A 15497-nucleotide genomic window follows, 5' to 3' on the forward strand; every position below is an offset into this window, starting at 1 on the left:
TTATATCAGAACATCATGTTTTTACAACAACGAAAATGATAACGTTTACTTATAAACGAAATTATTTATAAATACGTAAAAATGGCTCGTATGGTTGAAATAATTTCTAGTTCTCCAGATTGAATGGGCGGGGCTGCTTGTGCATGTAAAGTAGCATAGGATGCAACCTCCCGTGGTAATTGGGCAGATTCTTCAACGAGTGAGAGGGGAACAGGATTAATGTTTAAATTGTAGGTACTCGCAATAGCACGAGCTTTTTCTACTGCTTGGTGCAGAGCCTGAATGAGAGCTTGCTCATAATATTTATTTGGATGAGATATTCGAAAACGTAACCCTTTTGCTACGTTTGCACCATTCGTAACGGCTATATCATATACTTCCCCTGCTTTTTGTACATTTAAAACGGTAATTTCATACAAATGCTCCACACGGTAGCCTTGTAGTAAGGCTTTATCATTTACATATTCGTATTGAGGGGTAATCGTATAAGAAATGGTTTCTATATCTTTATCGGCAATACCTAGCTGTTTGAGTGCATCAAGCAATTGTTTCGATTGCACTGCATTTTCTTCTTGTGCTTGTTTTACATTTTTACTATCTGTTCGAATGCCCAGTGTCAATATGACAACATTTGGTTTGGCTTTTATAATGCCTTCTCCTTGTACAGTAATAGTAGCTTCTTTACCAGTATTTGTCGTACGGATATTATGTAAATACGGATTCATTCCACTTTGCATTTATGCTCACCATCCTTTTTTACATGTATATGTGTGAACAAAAAAGAAAATCGTATGAAAAAAGTTACATAAATGAGAATGTTAAGGGAAGAAAGCATATACAACATAGGTATTTATAGATTATAATATGTATAAATATGATAAAAAAGGGACGAGGCTAGTGAACGAAAATAGAGAAACACTGATTTTAGATTTATCTGCATCATTTCGAAAGATGATACGTTTATTACAAAATGATATTAATACACGTTTTTCAGAGCATATGCCATATAATGAATTCTCTGTATTACGTGCGTTATTTTTAAAAAGTCCACAGATGGCTTCGCAAATTGCGAGTGAAGTAAACGTAACCTCCAGTCATATTACAGCTGTAACAGATCGTCTCGTGCGAAAAGGGTTTGTTGAAAGAAAGAGATCAAATTCAGACCGTCGTATCGTATACTTAGAAATTACAGAAAACGGACGAGAAGTAACTGAAAAACTTGAAGCTGTGCGTAAAGAATATTATAAAGAGAGATTTAAAGGTTGGAGCGACCAAGAGATAGAAATGGTTTTAGAACTATTTGGCCGCGTCTTATAATAAATGAGGATAGGAAGCAAGAGCTTTCCTATCCTTTTTCTTTTGAATAAAAATATTTTGAAACTCCGATACTTTAATTAAAAAGATCGGAGGAAAGATTATGAAATATATTGCGGCACTTACCGTTTTACTTGGAAGCTTTTTATGCTTTAATACATTCATGCACGCCGATACCCCTATTCAAGTGGTGCAAAAAGAAGTGAAGTATATTGAAAATGATAATACTGTCTTGTATTCGAAATTATGGGTTCGTTCTATGCAAAATGCAGTATTATTTCATCATAGTGATAACATTCGTAATCAGGACACATTACGTAATGTAACAAGTTCATCGCTCGTTAAAGCGAAGCACTTACCATTTAAGAAAGCATCAATGTACATTCCAAGATTATCGCAATACGTATCAAAAGCAGGGAAAGAAAACATTCAAGTGTACTACATTGCGGTGCACTATAATGTGAAAAAAGAAAATGCATATCAGCTAAATGGCATGAACTATTTTCTGCAAGTATTTATGAAAGAGCGCGGGGAATGGAAAATTGCTGAAAGTGTAGTTGCACCGACAGAGCAAATTGTGCAAAATGGTGATGGGTTTGGGATGAAAGAAGAGATGGTGTATGGAGATAGGAGAGAGAATGTGAAATAACCTCCTCTTAGTGAGGAGGTTATTTTATTTGAAATTCCAAGAGACCTTCAATCTCAATATTTTAGATAGAAGAAAATAGCTAATTATGCTTGTTCCGAATAAACCAACGTAAAAATTAAGCAACGAATGGGTCCCACCAATTATTAAACCGCCGCTAATTCCGATACAGAAAATAGCGCAGACCATAAATATCTTTTGAAGCTTTGGATATAGTAAGAAACTACCATTCCGCTCATTGACTGAACGAACATATAAATATATACCGAGTGGTAATAAAATAATGACATGTGCAATAGGTCCAATCAATGTTTTTACTGAAGGGATTTCTGTAAAGTTCGGTTCATTATGACGCACTCCATCATTATCGGTATAAGCATTTTGTGGATTATAATCAAATCTAATATGAAAATTTTCTGCTGGACCCGAAATGCGTATGTTTTCCATAACACGATGCATATTACCATTGTCCTCATGAAAGTCAGTATTCGAGTGAACAGCGATGACCGCTGAGATAAGGGATGGAAATAATAATGGAAACATGAATATAGCTGCAGTAAGAAGTCCCTGCGAGAGAATATTCCCAGTAATTGTTCCTATACATAATGCAAGCGTATAAATAGCGATTAACACAATTAACATGTATAGAAAATAAGTATGAAATGGTGAAAATATTTGATATTTATTATGAAAAGTTGTTTTTTTCATAATGGCGAATAGTCCCCAGTTTAATACGATGATTGCTGCGATGTTGCAGATCCCAAACAACCACTTTGTTATATAGATGTGTGAACGTTTATATGGCATAGACCATAGCAAGTCACTAGAGTTATTTTGTCTTTCCCAACCAATTAATGTACAAGCTAGAACGATAAGTACACTACCTAACAGTAGGACAGGGTCTATAAGTGTTAAATCAAAGCTGTAGTGGTATACATAGTTCCACTTTTTATTGTCATTTAGAAAGTATAGCTGTTGAATAGAAGCCATATAGTATTTATATGATAAAGTATAGAAGCTAACGAACCAAAACAACCACACAACATATTTACTTTGTTGATATGTTCTTAGCCATAGTGCTTTTTGAAACATAGGCTCCCTCCTTTAAAAAACTTTATAATTTGTTAGACGTGATAGTACAAAATAAGTAATGATTCCAGCGAGAAGCAAACTGATATAGTAGTTAAGTAAGAAATTAAATTGATTTATTTTATAGCCACCTAGTAATGCAAAGTAAATGGTTGTCCCCCATACCCATATTTTTAAATGTTTTTGGAAAATAAATATTTTTTGAGTGTTTTCATTTGGCGATCGTGTATATAAATATGCGCCAAGTAGTAAATTAACTATTGTATAAAAAATAGGGACTAACATCGATTTAGCTGAATAATAGTGATAAGATGCTGGATCTCTTAAAGTAGTTGAGTCCTTTTCTTTTTTACGTAATTCAGGATCATAATCGTAATAAATCGTGAAATTATATATTGGTGCAACTATATTTGTTTTTTGATTGATTTCATGAAGTTGTTCATACAAGTTGTTATTTCTAGTATCTGTAGCGTTTAAATGGTTTATTGTAAAAGTGTACACTAATGGAATAAATGTAAGCCCCATTAGAAGCCACGGAATACAAAAAATGATTTGCGAAACAACGCTTCCAGTAAAAGTACCGATACATAATGCAGCTGTATATACTGCAACATAAGAGACAATTGCATAAAGAAAGTATCGATGAAATGGTCCAAATGATTGATAATCAAAATGGATTGTTGTTCTATAAATAACATACATAAGGATCCAATTTATAAGTAATGAGCCTGCAATACAAAATGAACCAAAAGCCCATTTAGATAAAAAAACATCTTTTCTTTTAAATGGCATCGTCATAAGTAAAGTATTAGACTGGTTACTACGTTCCCATCCCATCAATAAACAAGCTAAAGCAATGATAAGAACAGTTAACGAAAAGCTATTACTTTCTCCTAACCCAAAAGAATAGGAATAATAGTACGTTCCCTTTTCTTGTAAATCGTGATATTCAGCAAGTTGTCGCTCGGCTGCTCTAAAGTATCCGAAAGATAAAAGATAAAGTGAACTAAAGAAAAACAGTAACACAGCATATTTCCCGCGCTTCCAATTCCACATCCACAACGCTTTATGAAACATACCCATCCTCCTCAAGTGTCGTAACGAAGACATCTTCAAGCGACATTGTTAATTCTTCAATGAGAATTGGTTGCTCTTTATAAAACTTCTCCAGTGTTGTAGCCACATTTCCCTCAATTAAGATTGTATATACTTTTCCTGTTTGGTTTAATATTTTAATATTGCTTAAATTTTCTAGTTTTTGAGGTAGTGATCGTTCGTAAGCTACTTGTATTTTGGCAAATTGTGATTTTGCATCGTCTAGTGATGTAATAGAAGATATGGTATGACCTTTTAATATAATGATTGTATCGGCAATTTGTTCAACTTCATCTAAATGATGAGTTGAGATGAAAATAGTAATCTCTTTTTCTGCAACTTCTCCAACGAGAAATTGGAGGATTTGCCTTTTAACGATAGGATCCAGCCCATTTGTCGGTTCATCTAAAATGATATATTCGGCCTTTGTAGAAACGGCTAAAATGATGGCGAGCAGTGCTTTCATTCCTTTTGAATAACTACGAATTCGTTTGTTTGGTAAGTTAAAGCGTTCTAACAGTTCATAGAAATACTGTTCATCAAATGCTGTATAAACGGCTTTATAAAACTTTACAATTTCTTTTATCGTATAGCCGTTCAGTATGTTAGTAGAATCTGGAACGTATACGATTTTTTGCTTTATTTCAGGACATTGATGAATGTTTGTATCTTCATATGTAACAGTCCCTGCATCAGGGTCTAAAATACCGACCATCGTTCGTAATAAAGTTGTTTTTCCCGCACCGTTTCTTCCTAGTAATCCGACGATACTACCTTTTTGTAATGTGAAAGAAACATCTTCTAAAATCGTTTGATTATCAATTGTTTTCTTCAAGCTTGTCACTTTCAGCATCTGCATTTCCTCCAATCTCTTTGTAGTATGAATCTATCCAATCATGAATTTTATCTTTCGTAATCCCGAGGTAAGAGGCTTCTAATAGTAATTGATGAAACAGCTTTTCAACCATAGCGATTTTCCTTTCGTCTAATGTTGGGGTAATCGATTGGGATACAAATGTTCCTTTTCCTCGTAATGTTTCAATAATCCCTTGTCGCTCTAATTCTTGATAAGCTTTGCTTACTGTATTTGGATTTATAACGAGTAAAGAAGCGAGCTCGCGTACAGAAGGGAGCTTATCACGTGGAGCTAACATGTTTTTTAATACGAGTTCTTTTATATTTTGAACAATTTGTTCCCATATCGGAGTGTTGCTTCTTGGATCAATTTGAATATGCAAGAGCAATGTCTCCTTCCTGATGAGTATTAAGTGTACTACTGTATGTAATACACTTAATACAATATAAGTAATGAATTTATTTGTCAACTGAAAATGATAGAAAAATATGGTATTAAAAATGAATAAATTGGAAAAAATAGGTCTGATATAGAATGGAGGGTTAGTCATGAAGCGAGTTTTTGGAATACTTGTTTGTTTCATGTTATTTCTTTCTGGTACTTCAGTTAGTTTTGCACAATCTGAGAAAACGAAGCAGGAGAAAACAGAAGAAACCACGCCGAAGTTAGCGGAACAAGCGTCGTCAGCAATCGTAATTGAGCAAGATACAGGTAAAGTTTTATTTGATAAAAATCCGAATGAAAAGTTACCACCTGCCAGTATGACGAAGATTATGACAATGCTATTAATTATGGAACAAGTTGAAAAAGGAAAACTAAAACTGACCGATAAAGTTAGAGCAAGTGAACACGCAGCTTCAATGGGTGGATCACAAATCTTTTTAGAACCTGGGGAAGAGATGACCGTAAATGAAATGCTAAAGGGCATTGCCATTGCATCTGGAAATGATGCATCTGTTGCAGTAGCTGAGCATATCGCTGGTTCAGAAGAAGGATTCGTAAATATGATGAACAAAAAAGCGAAAGATTTAGGACTGAAAAATACACATTTTCAAAACCCAACAGGTCTCCCGGCCAAAGATCATTATTCTACAGCAAATGATATGGCTATAATGGCGAGAGAATTGATGAAGTATCCACTTATTCGCAAATACACAGGTAAATATGAAGACTATTTACGTGAGGATACGGATAAGAAGTTTTGGCTTGTTAATACGAATAAGTTAGTACGTTTTTATCCTGGAGTAGATGGTGTGAAAACGGGCTTTACGACAGAAGCAAAATATTGTTTAACTGCATCAGCTGAAAAGAATGGAATGCGTGTCATTTCAGTTGTTATGGGAGCACCTACATCAAAAGAGCGGAACAATCAAGTAACGAAGCTTCTTGATTATGCATTTGGACAATATATGACAAAGAAATTGTATACACGTGGTGAAAAAATTAAGACTGTACAAGTAGGAAAAGGGAAAAAAGAAAAAGTAGATTTAGTTGCGTCAGATAACGTATCTCTTCTTATGAAGAAGGGCGAAAATATGGACAAAGTAAAACAAGAAGTAATCGCTGAAAAGAAAGTGAAGGCACCGATTAAAAAAGGTGACGCGCTTGGCACACTTGTCATTAAAAAAGATAAAGATGTTTTATTAAAACAAACTATTGTAGCGAAAGAAGATGTTGCTGCAGCGAGTTGGTGGGAGTTATTTAAAAGAAGTTTTGGGATGTTTTCAACATCAAAATAGCGGCAAAAATTTTGCCGCTTTTCTGTTCGTATGTACGGGAATAATTGCTGAACGGTTTCACATTATGACGAAATAGTTCTTCTTTTGTCAGTAGGAAGGATTCTTATTTTATATCACGAAAATCTTATGTTAATGAGTAAAGTTTGAGCATAAGGAGGAAATCGTGTGAGTCTTTCCATGCATTTAGAAGTAAAACGTGACGTCTTATGTGTGAGGCTGGAGGGTGAATTAGATCATCATACTGCTGAAGAGTTGCGAACGAAAGTAACAGATATGATTGAGACACATGGTGTTCATCATATTGTTTTGAGCCTGGAGAACTTATCATTTATGGATAGTTCTGGTTTAGGTGTTATATTAGGCCGATATAAACATGTAAAGGGATTAGGTGGAGAGATGGTTGTTTGTGCAATTTCACCGCCTGTTAAACGTTTATTTGAAATGTCAGGCCTATTCAAAATTGTTCGTTTAGAAGAAAGTGAAGCGCACGCGCTCGCGACGTTGGGGGTGGCATAAATGAGAAATGAAATGAACCTTCAATTTTCAGCGTTAAGTCAGAATGAATCGTTCGCTCGCGTTACAGTAGCTGCTTTTATTGCACAATTAGACCCGACGATGGAAGAATTAACAGAGATTAAAACAGTTGTGTCAGAAGCGGTTACAAATGCAATTATTCATGGGTATGAAGGAAATGCAGAAGGTGTTGTTTATATTTCAGTGATTTTGGAAGAAGCAATGGTGAAACTCACGATTCGAGATGAAGGGATTGGTATCTTTAACTTAGATGAAGCAAGACAACCCCTTTTTACAACTAAACCTGAATTAGAGCGTTCCGGAATGGGATTTACTATCATGGAAAATTTTATGGATGAAGTAGAAGTTATTTCAAACGAATCTTTCGGGACAACAATCCATTTGACAAAGTACTTATCAAATAGTAACGCTCTATGCAATTAAGGAGAATAGCCAATGGACATAGAGGTCAGAAAAGAGAAGAAGAAACCTCAGTTAAAGGACCACGAGCTAAAAGCGTTAATTCAAAAAAGTCAAGATGGAGATCAACAAGCGAGAGATACAATCGTTCAAAGTAATATGCGTCTCGTATGGTCGGTTGTGCAACGGTTTCTTAATCGAGGATACGAACCAGACGATTTATTTCAAATTGGATGTATTGGGCTCTTAAAATCGGTAGATAAATTTGATTTATCTTTCGACGTGAAATTTTCAACATATGCAGTTCCAATGATTATTGGTGAAATACAACGATTTTTACGTGACGATGGATCAGTGAAAGTAAGCAGATCCTTAAAAGAAACAGGAAACAAAATTCGAAAGATGAGGGACGAGCTTTCGAAAGAGTTCGGAAGGGCTCCAACGATTAATGAAGTAGCGGAGGCTCTGGAACTAACACCAGAAGAAGTTGTTCTGGCGCAAGAAGCGAGTCGTGCTCCTTCATCAATACATGAAACTGTGTATGAAAATGATGGAGATCCAATTACTATTTTAGATCAAATTGCAGATCAATCGGAAACGAAATGGTTTGATAAAATTGCTTTAAAAGAAGCAATTAGAGAATTGGATGAACGAGAACGTCTAATTGTGTATTTGCGTTACTATAAAGATCAAACCCAATCAGAAGTAGCGGAGCGCATAGGCATTTCGCAAGTACAAGTTTCCAGACTGGAAAAGAAAATATTGAAACAGATGAAAGATCGAATAGATGAATAGCTATCTATTCGATTTTTTTTATTGTCATGAAAAGGGGAAGGTTACAACTATTGCTAAAAAGTTTACAGAATTTATTGATAATTTAGTCAATTTAAAATATAATCCAAGTATGAACTTGTCACAAAGGGGGAAGGAAACATGGAAACGAGGCAACAATGGGGAACGAGGGCTGGATTTATTTTCGCAGCGGTCGGCTCTGCCGTTGGATTAGGAAACATATGGCGTTTTCCTTATACAGCGTATGAAAACGGAGGAGGCGCATTCTTTTTACCGTACTTATTCGCATTATTAACAACTGGTATTTCATTATTAGCATTCGAGTTTGCTCTTGGGCATCGTCATCGTGGTTCGGCACCACTTACATTCTTCCGTATTCATCCACGTGCTGAATTTATTGGATGGTGGCAAATGTGTGTAACATTTATCGTTTCAACATATTATGCAGTAATTATTGCTTGGTCTATTTCCTATACATATTTTGCAATTACTGGTGCATGGGGGAAAGACACGGAATCATTTTTATTTAAAGAATATTTACAGGTTGCAGATAAGCCAGGACAGTTTGGGGGGCTTGTGCCGGAAGTATTAATTCCGTTAGCTCTCGTTTGGATTATTGTGCTTGGTGTTGCATTTAAAGGAGTTAAAAAAGGAATCGAAGTTGTTAACCGTATTTTCATTCCTTTACTAGTTGTTATGTTTCTTATTATCGTTGTTCGTGCAGTCACGATGGAAGGTGCGATGCAAGGATTAGATGCATTCTTTAAACCAGATTGGAGCCGTATTTTTGATGGAAAGGTATGGCTTGCTGCTTACGGTCAAATTTTCTTTAGTTTATCTTTAGCATTCGGAATTATGATTACGTACTCTAGTTATTTACCGAAAAACTCAGATACAACAAATAATGCTTTTATTACTGGATTTGCAAATTCAGGATTTGAATTATTAGCAGGTATTGGGGTCTTTGCAGCGCTTGGATTTATGGCGAATAACATGGGGGTACCGGTTGATAAAGTAGCTAGTGCTGGTGTGGGACTTGCGTTCGTAGTATTCCCGCAAATTATTAATGAACTACCGATGTCATCGTTATTTGGAGTATTATTTTTCTTATCTTTAACCGTTGCTGGAATTACATCACTCATTTCACTTGCGGAAGTATGCTTTGCTGCTGTATCTGAAAAATTCAGCTTGAGTCGTCCAAAGACGATTGGAATTATGGGAACACTTCTCGTGTTAGTTTCTCTTGTTTTTGCAACGCGTGGTGGACTTATGTTCTTAGACGTTGTTGATTATTTCGCTAACAATTTTGGGCTGATTACAATTGCACTAGCTGAAGTAGTTGCAATAGGTCTTATCTTGCGCCGTTTACCAGTTTATCAAAATCATGCAAACTTTGTATCGGATATTAAGTTAGGGACGTTTTGGAGAGTGAGTTTACTCGTTATTACTCCACTTATGTTAGGGTATATGTTAATTGATGGCACAATCCAAAATATTAAAAAGAACTACGGAGATTATCCAACGGAGTTTGTTGTAACGTATGGTTGGTCAATTGCAGCAGCATTTCTTATAGTTGCACTAGTCATTAGTCTGAAGAAATGGAATGCACAAATACATTCAGACTCTGTCCAGCTTGAAAAAGAATGGAAGGATCGAGGTGTTTCATGATGAGCGGATCAGCGATTATGATGATGGTTATAGGTATGGTAGTCATTTGGGGAGGGCTCGCATTAAGCATTGCAAATTTATTTAAGAAAAAGGCTTAGCAGAAAAACATCTGTACCAAAACGGTACAGATGTTTTTTTATGAAAAAATTGTATTAGAAAAAATTCCAATAACCATACTACAACTACGAGGAAGAGTGAAGGGGTGAATGAAAATTGGAACAAACGATTTATATTAAAATGCGCAATCGATTAAAAGTGTCTCCTACGTATGAAGTAAAACTGAGCGATGTTGCTCAACTTGCTGGAGATTCTTTGGTAGTTGAGTCGTTACAAAATGAGATAATTTACAAAATAACAGCGCATGATAAAACACATGTTGTAATTGATGTTATGAAAGTGATTGAGATTGTTCAACAAAAAGCGGCTCACTTACAAATTAATTTACTTGGTTCTGGACAAACTCTTGTTGAAATTATATATGAAAAAAAGAAAGTGCATCCGGTTTTCTTCGGACTTGTATGGTTGTTACTTTTCATTGGAGCAGCACTTGCAATTATTTATTTTCATGAAGATGTAAGTATGCAACAAGTACACCAACGGTTATATTACATGATTACAGGAGAATTTAAGGCGCAACCACTTTTATTTCAAATTCCTTATTCATTAGGTCTTGGAGTAGGTATGGTTTTATTTTTTAATCATGTATTTCAAAAGCGAATTAATGAAGAGCCGAGCCCTTTGGAAGTTGAGATGTTTCAATATCAACAGTCGCTTGATCAATATGTAATTGTTCATGAAAACAAGGATAATATGAAACAGCTTACCGATGATTGAGTCTGGATTCGTGATTTTAATTGGTTTAGCTGGAGGGATTGCTGTAGGCAGCGGATATGTTGCGTTTTTAGCTGTACTTGGTATAATCCCTCGTTTAGCTCAATTAACGAGAAGTGGAAAGCATATTCAATATTTTGAGTGGGCTGTCATTGCGGGTACTTTAACTGGGGCTTGGTGTAGTTTAAAGAATATTACATTTCAAACGTCGCAATATTGGCTCGTAATATTAGGGTTATTTTGTGGCACATTCATTGGAATGCTAGCTGCGGCGTTAACGGAAGTGTTAAACGTTTTACCTATTTTAGCGAAACGAGTCGGGGTAGAGGGGAAAATTGTTGTTTTACTCGTTGCTCTTGTACTTGGAAAAGTAATAGGCTCATTGTTTCACTGGATTTATTTCGTAAAGTAGGAGGCAATATATATATGGCAGGGCGAAAACTGAAAGATGATTACATAAATAAAGTGAAAGAGTACCATCCAAAACCAAACTATTTAATAAATTGTGTGAAGGCATTTCTTGTTGGGGGATTCATTTGTACCGTCGGAGAAGTATTGATGAAATTTTATATACATTACTTTCACTTTAGTGAGCAAGAGGCAGGAAACCCTACAGTTGCAACTCTCGTTTTACTATCAGCGATTTTAACAGGATGTGGTGTTTATGATAAAATCGGGCAGTTTTCTGGAGCGGGATCAGCAGTACCAGTTACTGGATTTGCGAATTCTATGGCAAGTGCTGCGCTAGAACATAGGAGTGAAGGGATTGTTCTAGGCATCGCTACAAACATGTTTAAGCTTGCAGGAAGCGTCATTGTGTTTGGAGTCGTCGGTGCTTACATTATCGGATTAATAAGATATACATTTCAAATTTTAATGTCTTAAAGGAGGGATAGGTATGAGATTGACAGGAAAACAAACGTGGGTATTTCAAAATGATATCTTCGTGAATGCAACTGGTACCGCTGTCGGTCCAAAAGAAGCTGAAGGCCCTCTTGGAAAGGATTTTGATATTTCATATTCAGACTTACATTGTGGAGAGGAAAACTGGGAACTTGCTGAACGAAGGTTAATGTCAGACTCAATTCAACAAGCATTGCAAAAAGGAAATATAAAACCATCACAAATTGATTTCTTTTTAGCAGGTGATTTATTAAACCAAACAGTGACGGCAAATTATGTTGCTCGAGATTGTGGTATTCCTTTTTTAGGGATGTTCAGTGCTTGTGCGACGTCAATGGAAACTTTGGCGGTTGGATCAGCATTTATAGATGGTGGATTTGCGAATCGTGTCTTAGCGACAGTAAGTAGTCATAATGCGACGGCTGAAAGACAATTTCGTAATCCAACAGAGTACGGAGGACAAAAGCCTGGGACAGCAAACTCGACTGTTAGCGGAGCAGGATCCATATTAATTAGCAATGAAGAAAGCGCAATTAAAATAACAGCAGCAACAATCGGAACAGTACAAGATTTAGGAATTGCTAATCCTTTAGATATGGGATCGGCAATGGCGCCAGCTGCTGCTCATACAATTCAACAGCATTTTGAAGATTTAAGAAGAAGTGCCGCTGATTATGACCTTATTGTTACGGGTGATTTATCAGCTGTGGGGACACCAATTGCGAAACAACTTTTACTTGAGGAAGGGTATGATCTTGGGCATATTTACAACGATTGTGGATTAATGATTTACAATTCAAATCAAGAAGAAGTGTTTGCAGGTGGTAGTGGTTGTGCTTGTTCAGCTATTGTAACATACGGTCATTTATTGCGTGAAATGCAAAAAGGGAACTTACAACGAATTTTTGTCGTGGCAACTGGAGCTTTATTAAGCCCGATGATGATGCAGCAGAAGGAAACGATTCCAACGATTGCGCATGGTGTTGTGTTTGAAAGAGTTAAAGGAGAGTGAATTGTGGATTTTATATATGCATTTCTTGTAGGAGGAGCTATTTGTGTCATTGGACAAGTGTTGCTAGATTTTGCAAAGTTAACACCGGCACATTTAATGGCAACTTTTGTAGTCGCCGGAGCTATTTTAGACGGATTCGGATTGTATGATAGGCTTATAAAATTTGCAGGTGCTGGGGCAACGGTCCCTATTACAAGTTTTGGGCATTCACTATTGCACGGGGCAATGCATGCGGCAGAAAAACATGGATATTTAGGGATTGGAATCGGTATGTTTAGCTTAACGTCTGCGGGGATTTCAGCGGCGATATTGTTTTCGTTTTTTGTTGCACTTATATGTAAACCGAAAGGATAAATCAAATGAGACGAAGGGTTGTTTTGGTCACAGATGGAGATGAATATGCAAAGCGGACAATTGAGCTTTTAACAAAGGAATTTGGGGGAAGGTGTATTTCAGCATCGCAAAGTAATCCGACCAAATTGACAGGGAAGAAAGTTGTTGAGCTTATTATGCAGACGCCATATGACCCTGTATTTGTCATGTTTGATGACAGCGGATTTATAGGAGAAGGGTCTGGTGAAAAGGCGTTAAAGTATGTTGCAACACATAAACAAGTTGATGTACTGGGTATTTTAGCAGTAGCGTCGAATACACATCATTGGGAATGGGCGCGTGTAGATGTAAGTGTAGATAGAAATGGGAATTTGACAGAATACGGCGTTGATAAATTTGGACTCCCAGATGGTGAAATTGGCAGAATTAGCGGAGATACAATTTATTGTTTGGATGACTTGAATGTTCCTGTCATTGTTGGTGTCGGTGATATTGGTAAGATGTGTGGAAATGATGAATGGGAGAGAGGGTCACCTATTACTAGAAAAGCGATTCAATTAATTTTGGAAAGGAGTGGATTTTATGACGAAACCTAAAAAAATGAGTATCCCGATTTCATCTTTTTTAAGTGATAATGAAAATTACTTAAAGCAAACAGTTGGATTGGGTGTCACATACGATGTTGGTATTCGTAAATTTCAAATTTTAAATAAAGAAATTGGTGTGTTATTTGTAAATGGACTTTGTGATACGAATTATATTATCCCTATTTTAGAAGAAGCAGTGGATACAAATGAAATAAGGGATGTAGAAGAAGATACAGTAAAGCTTTTAGAAAATCGTTTAATTCACCAACAAGTAAGTAAAGTAAAAACGATGGATGATGTAATGCTCCAAGTATTATCAGGACTTATTGTTATATTTGTAGAAGGTGAAACGGAAGCGTTCGCAATAGATGTTCGTAGTTATCCGGGTCGGACACCGACAGAACCAGATACAGAAAAAGTAGTACGTGGTGCAAGAGATGGATTTGTTGAAAATATCGTTGTAAATACAGCGTTAATTCGCAGAAGGATACGCGACCCACGTCTTCGAAATGAAATGATTCGAGTAGGGGATAGATCGCAAACGGATATTTGTATTACATATGTACAAGATGTTGCAAATCCGGATTTAGTGAAGATTATAAAACAAGAATTAAATAGCATTGAAGTAGATGGGATTACGATGGCGGATAAAACGGTAGAAGAATTTGTAGTCAAACAAGGTTATAATCCATTCCCGCTTATTCGATACACAGAAAGACCAGATGTAGCAGCAAATCATCTGTTAGAAGGACATGTGTTAGTACTTGTTGATACATCACCAAGTGCCATGATCACTCCAACAACATATTTCCACCATTTACAGCATGCAGAAGAGTTTAGACAAAATCCAGCTGTAGGTACATTTTTACGTTGGGTACGTTTTTTAGGTGTTATATTTTCGCTGTTCTTGTTGCCGTTTTGGTTAGTTTTTGTATTTGATCCAACTCTTTTACCAGAAAATCTTGCTTTTATTGGACCAAATAAGATGACGCATTTACCGATTTTATTACAAATTTTGATGGCGGAAATCGGACTTGAATTTTTAAGAATGGCTGCCATTCATACGCCGACATCATTGTCGTCGGCAGCAGGATTAATTTCAGCTATATTAATTGGTCAAATTGCAATTGATGTAGGTTTGTTTGTGCCAGAAGTTATTTTATACGTAGCAGTTTCTATGATCGGTGCATATGCTACGCCGAGTTATGAACTAGGGCTTGGGAATAAGATAGGGAAATTGTTTGTAATTGTTTTAACAGGCATATTTCATGAGATGGGGTTTGTAATCGGAATGACGATACTGATTCTATTCTTAACATCTATAAAAAGCTTACAAACACCGTATTTATGGCCATTTTTACCGTTTGATTGGGGCGCGTTAACGAAAATTTTACTCCGTCCAACTATGTCTAGTTTAAAAGTACGTCCTAGTATTGTACGACCTCAAAATGTAAGAAGACAAAAATAAACGGGATTATGCTCCCGTTTATTTTTTTATCCCGTTATTTGTGGGCAGTAAGGCTCCCACCTCAAAATTTGGCGGATGCGAGGATGTTAGGTGGGAGACAACGGCCCGTAAAAGTCCGATTGGTGATTGCTAATAATCAGCGGGGGATGAACAAAACCCCCGCTGATTAAAGTTTCACTTTATCAAAAATTTATTATTTTTTAACAAAAACCCAACATTTTTTGTGTACAC

The 15497-nt window shown here is 36.2% G+C and carries 20 protein-coding genes; 15 read left to right on the forward strand and 5 right to left on the reverse strand.

Going from position 1 to position 15497, the window contains the following annotated elements:
* Positions 1–65: 65 nt before the first annotated feature.
* Complete coding sequence (locus tag JDS80_RS02205) at positions 66–737, reverse strand: SIMPL domain-containing protein (protein WP_071746969.1); 672 nt, start codon at positions 735–737, stop codon at positions 66–68.
* A 160-nt stretch (positions 738–897) separates the two neighbouring features.
* On the opposite strand from JDS80_RS02205, the gene JDS80_RS02210 reads away from it, so the two are divergent.
* On the forward strand, positions 898–1317 hold the full coding sequence (locus tag JDS80_RS02210) for a MarR family winged helix-turn-helix transcriptional regulator (protein ID WP_001004995.1): 420 nt from the start codon (positions 898–900) through the stop codon (positions 1315–1317).
* Between the two features lie 100 nt (positions 1318–1417).
* Positions 1418–1963: a hypothetical protein gene (locus JDS80_RS02215; protein WP_199636948.1), complete on the forward strand. Its 546-nt coding sequence runs from the start codon at positions 1418–1420 to the stop codon at positions 1961–1963.
* A 24-nt stretch (positions 1964–1987) separates the two neighbouring features.
* Here the strand turns inward: JDS80_RS02215 and JDS80_RS02220 are convergent, their stop codons facing one another.
* From JDS80_RS02220 to JDS80_RS02235, 4 genes are read right to left on the reverse strand one after another with little or no spacing between them, the layout of a single operon-like run.
* On the reverse strand, positions 1988–3052 hold the full coding sequence (locus JDS80_RS02220) for an ABC transporter permease subunit (protein ID WP_199636950.1): 1065 nt from the start codon (positions 3050–3052) through the stop codon (positions 1988–1990).
* 12 nt (positions 3053–3064) lie between these two features.
* Entirely contained in the window at positions 3065–4126 is a 1062-nt protein-coding gene (locus JDS80_RS02225; RefSeq protein ID WP_199636952.1) for an ABC transporter permease, read from the reverse strand.
* On the reverse strand, positions 4116–4997 hold the full coding sequence (locus tag JDS80_RS02230) for an ABC transporter ATP-binding protein (protein ID WP_199636954.1): 882 nt from the start codon (positions 4995–4997) through the stop codon (positions 4116–4118). Before JDS80_RS02230 ends, JDS80_RS02225 begins: the two co-directional genes overlap by 11 nt.
* Positions 4963–5382 carry a GntR family transcriptional regulator gene (locus JDS80_RS02235; protein ID WP_199636956.1) on the reverse strand — a complete coding sequence of 140 codons (420 nt, stop codon included), beginning with the start codon at positions 5380–5382 and terminating at the stop codon, positions 4963–4965. Before JDS80_RS02235 ends, JDS80_RS02230 begins: the two co-directional genes overlap by 35 nt.
* Positions 5383–5548: 166 nt before the next feature.
* On the opposite strand from JDS80_RS02235, the gene dacF reads away from it, so the two are divergent.
* The 13 genes from dacF to spoVAF all read left to right on the forward strand — a co-directional run bounded on the left by dacF (position 5549) and on the right by spoVAF (position 15266).
* Positions 5549–6739, forward strand: a complete 1191-nt coding sequence (gene dacF, locus JDS80_RS02240; protein WP_071746963.1) for a serine-type D-Ala-D-Ala carboxypeptidase DacF — start codon at positions 5549–5551, stop codon at positions 6737–6739.
* Positions 6740–6904: 165 nt separating this feature from the next.
* Positions 6905–7255 carry an anti-sigma F factor antagonist gene (spoIIAA, locus tag JDS80_RS02245; protein WP_000059128.1) on the forward strand — a complete coding sequence of 117 codons (351 nt, stop codon included), beginning with the start codon at positions 6905–6907 and terminating at the stop codon, positions 7253–7255.
* Positions 7256–7696 carry an anti-sigma F factor gene (gene spoIIAB / locus JDS80_RS02250; protein WP_001243400.1) on the forward strand — a complete coding sequence of 147 codons (441 nt, stop codon included), beginning with the start codon at positions 7256–7258 and terminating at the stop codon, positions 7694–7696.
* A 12-nt stretch (positions 7697–7708) separates the two neighbouring features.
* Positions 7709–8467 carry an RNA polymerase sporulation sigma factor SigF gene (gene sigF, locus JDS80_RS02255; protein ID WP_071746962.1) on the forward strand — a complete coding sequence of 253 codons (759 nt, stop codon included), beginning with the start codon at positions 7709–7711 and terminating at the stop codon, positions 8465–8467.
* Positions 8468–8605: 138 nt separating this feature from the next.
* A complete protein-coding gene (locus tag JDS80_RS02260) occupies positions 8606–10132 on the forward strand; it encodes a sodium-dependent transporter (RefSeq protein ID WP_071746961.1) in 1527 nt (508 codons plus the stop codon).
* Positions 10132–10230, forward strand: a complete 99-nt coding sequence (locus JDS80_RS02265; RefSeq protein ID WP_000016829.1) for a methionine/alanine import family NSS transporter small subunit — start codon at positions 10132–10134, stop codon at positions 10228–10230. Before JDS80_RS02260 ends, JDS80_RS02265 begins: the two co-directional genes overlap by 1 nt.
* A 115-nt stretch (positions 10231–10345) precedes the next feature.
* Positions 10346–10966 (forward strand): stage V sporulation protein AA, encoded by a 621-nt coding sequence (locus JDS80_RS02270; RefSeq protein ID WP_000438373.1) that lies wholly within the window; start codon positions 10346–10348, stop codon positions 10964–10966.
* Positions 10959–11375 (forward strand): stage V sporulation protein SpoVAB, encoded by a 417-nt coding sequence (gene spoVAB, locus JDS80_RS02275; protein ID WP_071746960.1) that lies wholly within the window; start codon positions 10959–10961, stop codon positions 11373–11375. Before JDS80_RS02270 ends, spoVAB begins: the two co-directional genes overlap by 8 nt.
* 14 nt (positions 11376–11389) lie before the next feature.
* Positions 11390–11848, forward strand: coding sequence for a stage V sporulation protein AC (gene spoVAC / locus JDS80_RS02280; protein WP_000918878.1), 459 nt, complete (start codon positions 11390–11392; stop codon positions 11846–11848).
* Positions 11849–11861: 13 nt separating this feature from the next.
* Positions 11862–12878: a stage V sporulation protein AD gene (gene spoVAD / locus JDS80_RS02285; protein ID WP_199636958.1), complete on the forward strand. Its 1017-nt coding sequence runs from the start codon at positions 11862–11864 to the stop codon at positions 12876–12878.
* Positions 12879–12881: 3 nt separating this feature from the next.
* Entirely contained in the window at positions 12882–13232 is a 351-nt protein-coding gene (gene spoVAE, locus JDS80_RS02290) for a stage V sporulation protein AE (protein ID WP_071746957.1), read from the forward strand.
* 5 nt (positions 13233–13237) lie between these two features.
* Entirely contained in the window at positions 13238–13807 is a 570-nt protein-coding gene (gene spoVAEA, locus JDS80_RS02295; RefSeq protein ID WP_071746956.1) for a stage V sporulation protein SpoVABEA, read from the forward strand.
* On the forward strand, positions 13794–15266 hold the full coding sequence (spoVAF, locus tag JDS80_RS02300; RefSeq protein WP_199636967.1) for a spore germination protein SpoVAF: 1473 nt from the start codon (positions 13794–13796) through the stop codon (positions 15264–15266). The genes spoVAEA and spoVAF overlap by 14 nt, the downstream gene beginning before the upstream one ends.
* Positions 15267–15497: the final 231 nt, after the last annotated feature.

This window comes from Bacillus cereus group sp. N8, from assembly GCF_016483685.1.
Lineage (GTDB): Bacteria > Bacillota > Bacilli > Bacillales > Bacillaceae_G > Bacillus_A > Bacillus_A proteolyticus.

Excerpts from the sequence above, each read along its gene's own strand:
- JDS80_RS02205 (WP_071746969.1), bottom strand. The coding sequence starts at position 737 with ATGCAAAGTGGAATGAATCCGTATTTACATAATATCCGTACGACAAAT.
- JDS80_RS02215 (WP_199636948.1), top strand. The coding sequence starts at position 1,418 with ATGAAATATATTGCGGCACTTACCGTTTTACTTGGAAGCTTTTTATGC.
- JDS80_RS02220 (WP_199636950.1), bottom strand. The coding sequence starts at position 3,052 with ATGTTTCAAAAAGCACTATGGCTAAGAACATATCAACAAAGTAAATAT.
- JDS80_RS02225 (WP_199636952.1), bottom strand. The coding sequence starts at position 4,126 with ATGTTTCATAAAGCGTTGTGGATGTGGAATTGGAAGCGCGGGAAATAT.
- JDS80_RS02230 (WP_199636954.1), bottom strand. The coding sequence starts at position 4,997 with ATGCTGAAAGTGACAAGCTTGAAGAAAACAATTGATAATCAAACGATT.
- dacF (WP_071746963.1), top strand. The coding sequence starts at position 5,549 with ATGAAGCGAGTTTTTGGAATACTTGTTTGTTTCATGTTATTTCTTTCT.
- spoIIAB (WP_001243400.1), top strand. The coding sequence starts at position 7,256 with ATGAGAAATGAAATGAACCTTCAATTTTCAGCGTTAAGTCAGAATGAA.
- sigF (WP_071746962.1), top strand. The coding sequence starts at position 7,709 with ATGGACATAGAGGTCAGAAAAGAGAAGAAGAAACCTCAGTTAAAGGAC.
- JDS80_RS02260 (WP_071746961.1), top strand. The coding sequence starts at position 8,606 with ATGGAAACGAGGCAACAATGGGGAACGAGGGCTGGATTTATTTTCGCA.
- JDS80_RS02265 (WP_000016829.1), top strand. The coding sequence starts at position 10,132 with ATGAGCGGATCAGCGATTATGATGATGGTTATAGGTATGGTAGTCATT.
- spoVAB (WP_071746960.1), top strand. The coding sequence starts at position 10,959 with ATGATTGAGTCTGGATTCGTGATTTTAATTGGTTTAGCTGGAGGGATT.
- spoVAC (WP_000918878.1), top strand. The coding sequence starts at position 11,390 with ATGGCAGGGCGAAAACTGAAAGATGATTACATAAATAAAGTGAAAGAG.
- spoVAD (WP_199636958.1), top strand. The coding sequence starts at position 11,862 with ATGAGATTGACAGGAAAACAAACGTGGGTATTTCAAAATGATATCTTC.
- spoVAEA (WP_071746956.1), top strand. The coding sequence starts at position 13,238 with ATGAGACGAAGGGTTGTTTTGGTCACAGATGGAGATGAATATGCAAAG.
- spoVAF (WP_199636967.1), top strand. The coding sequence starts at position 13,794 with ATGACGAAACCTAAAAAAATGAGTATCCCGATTTCATCTTTTTTAAGT.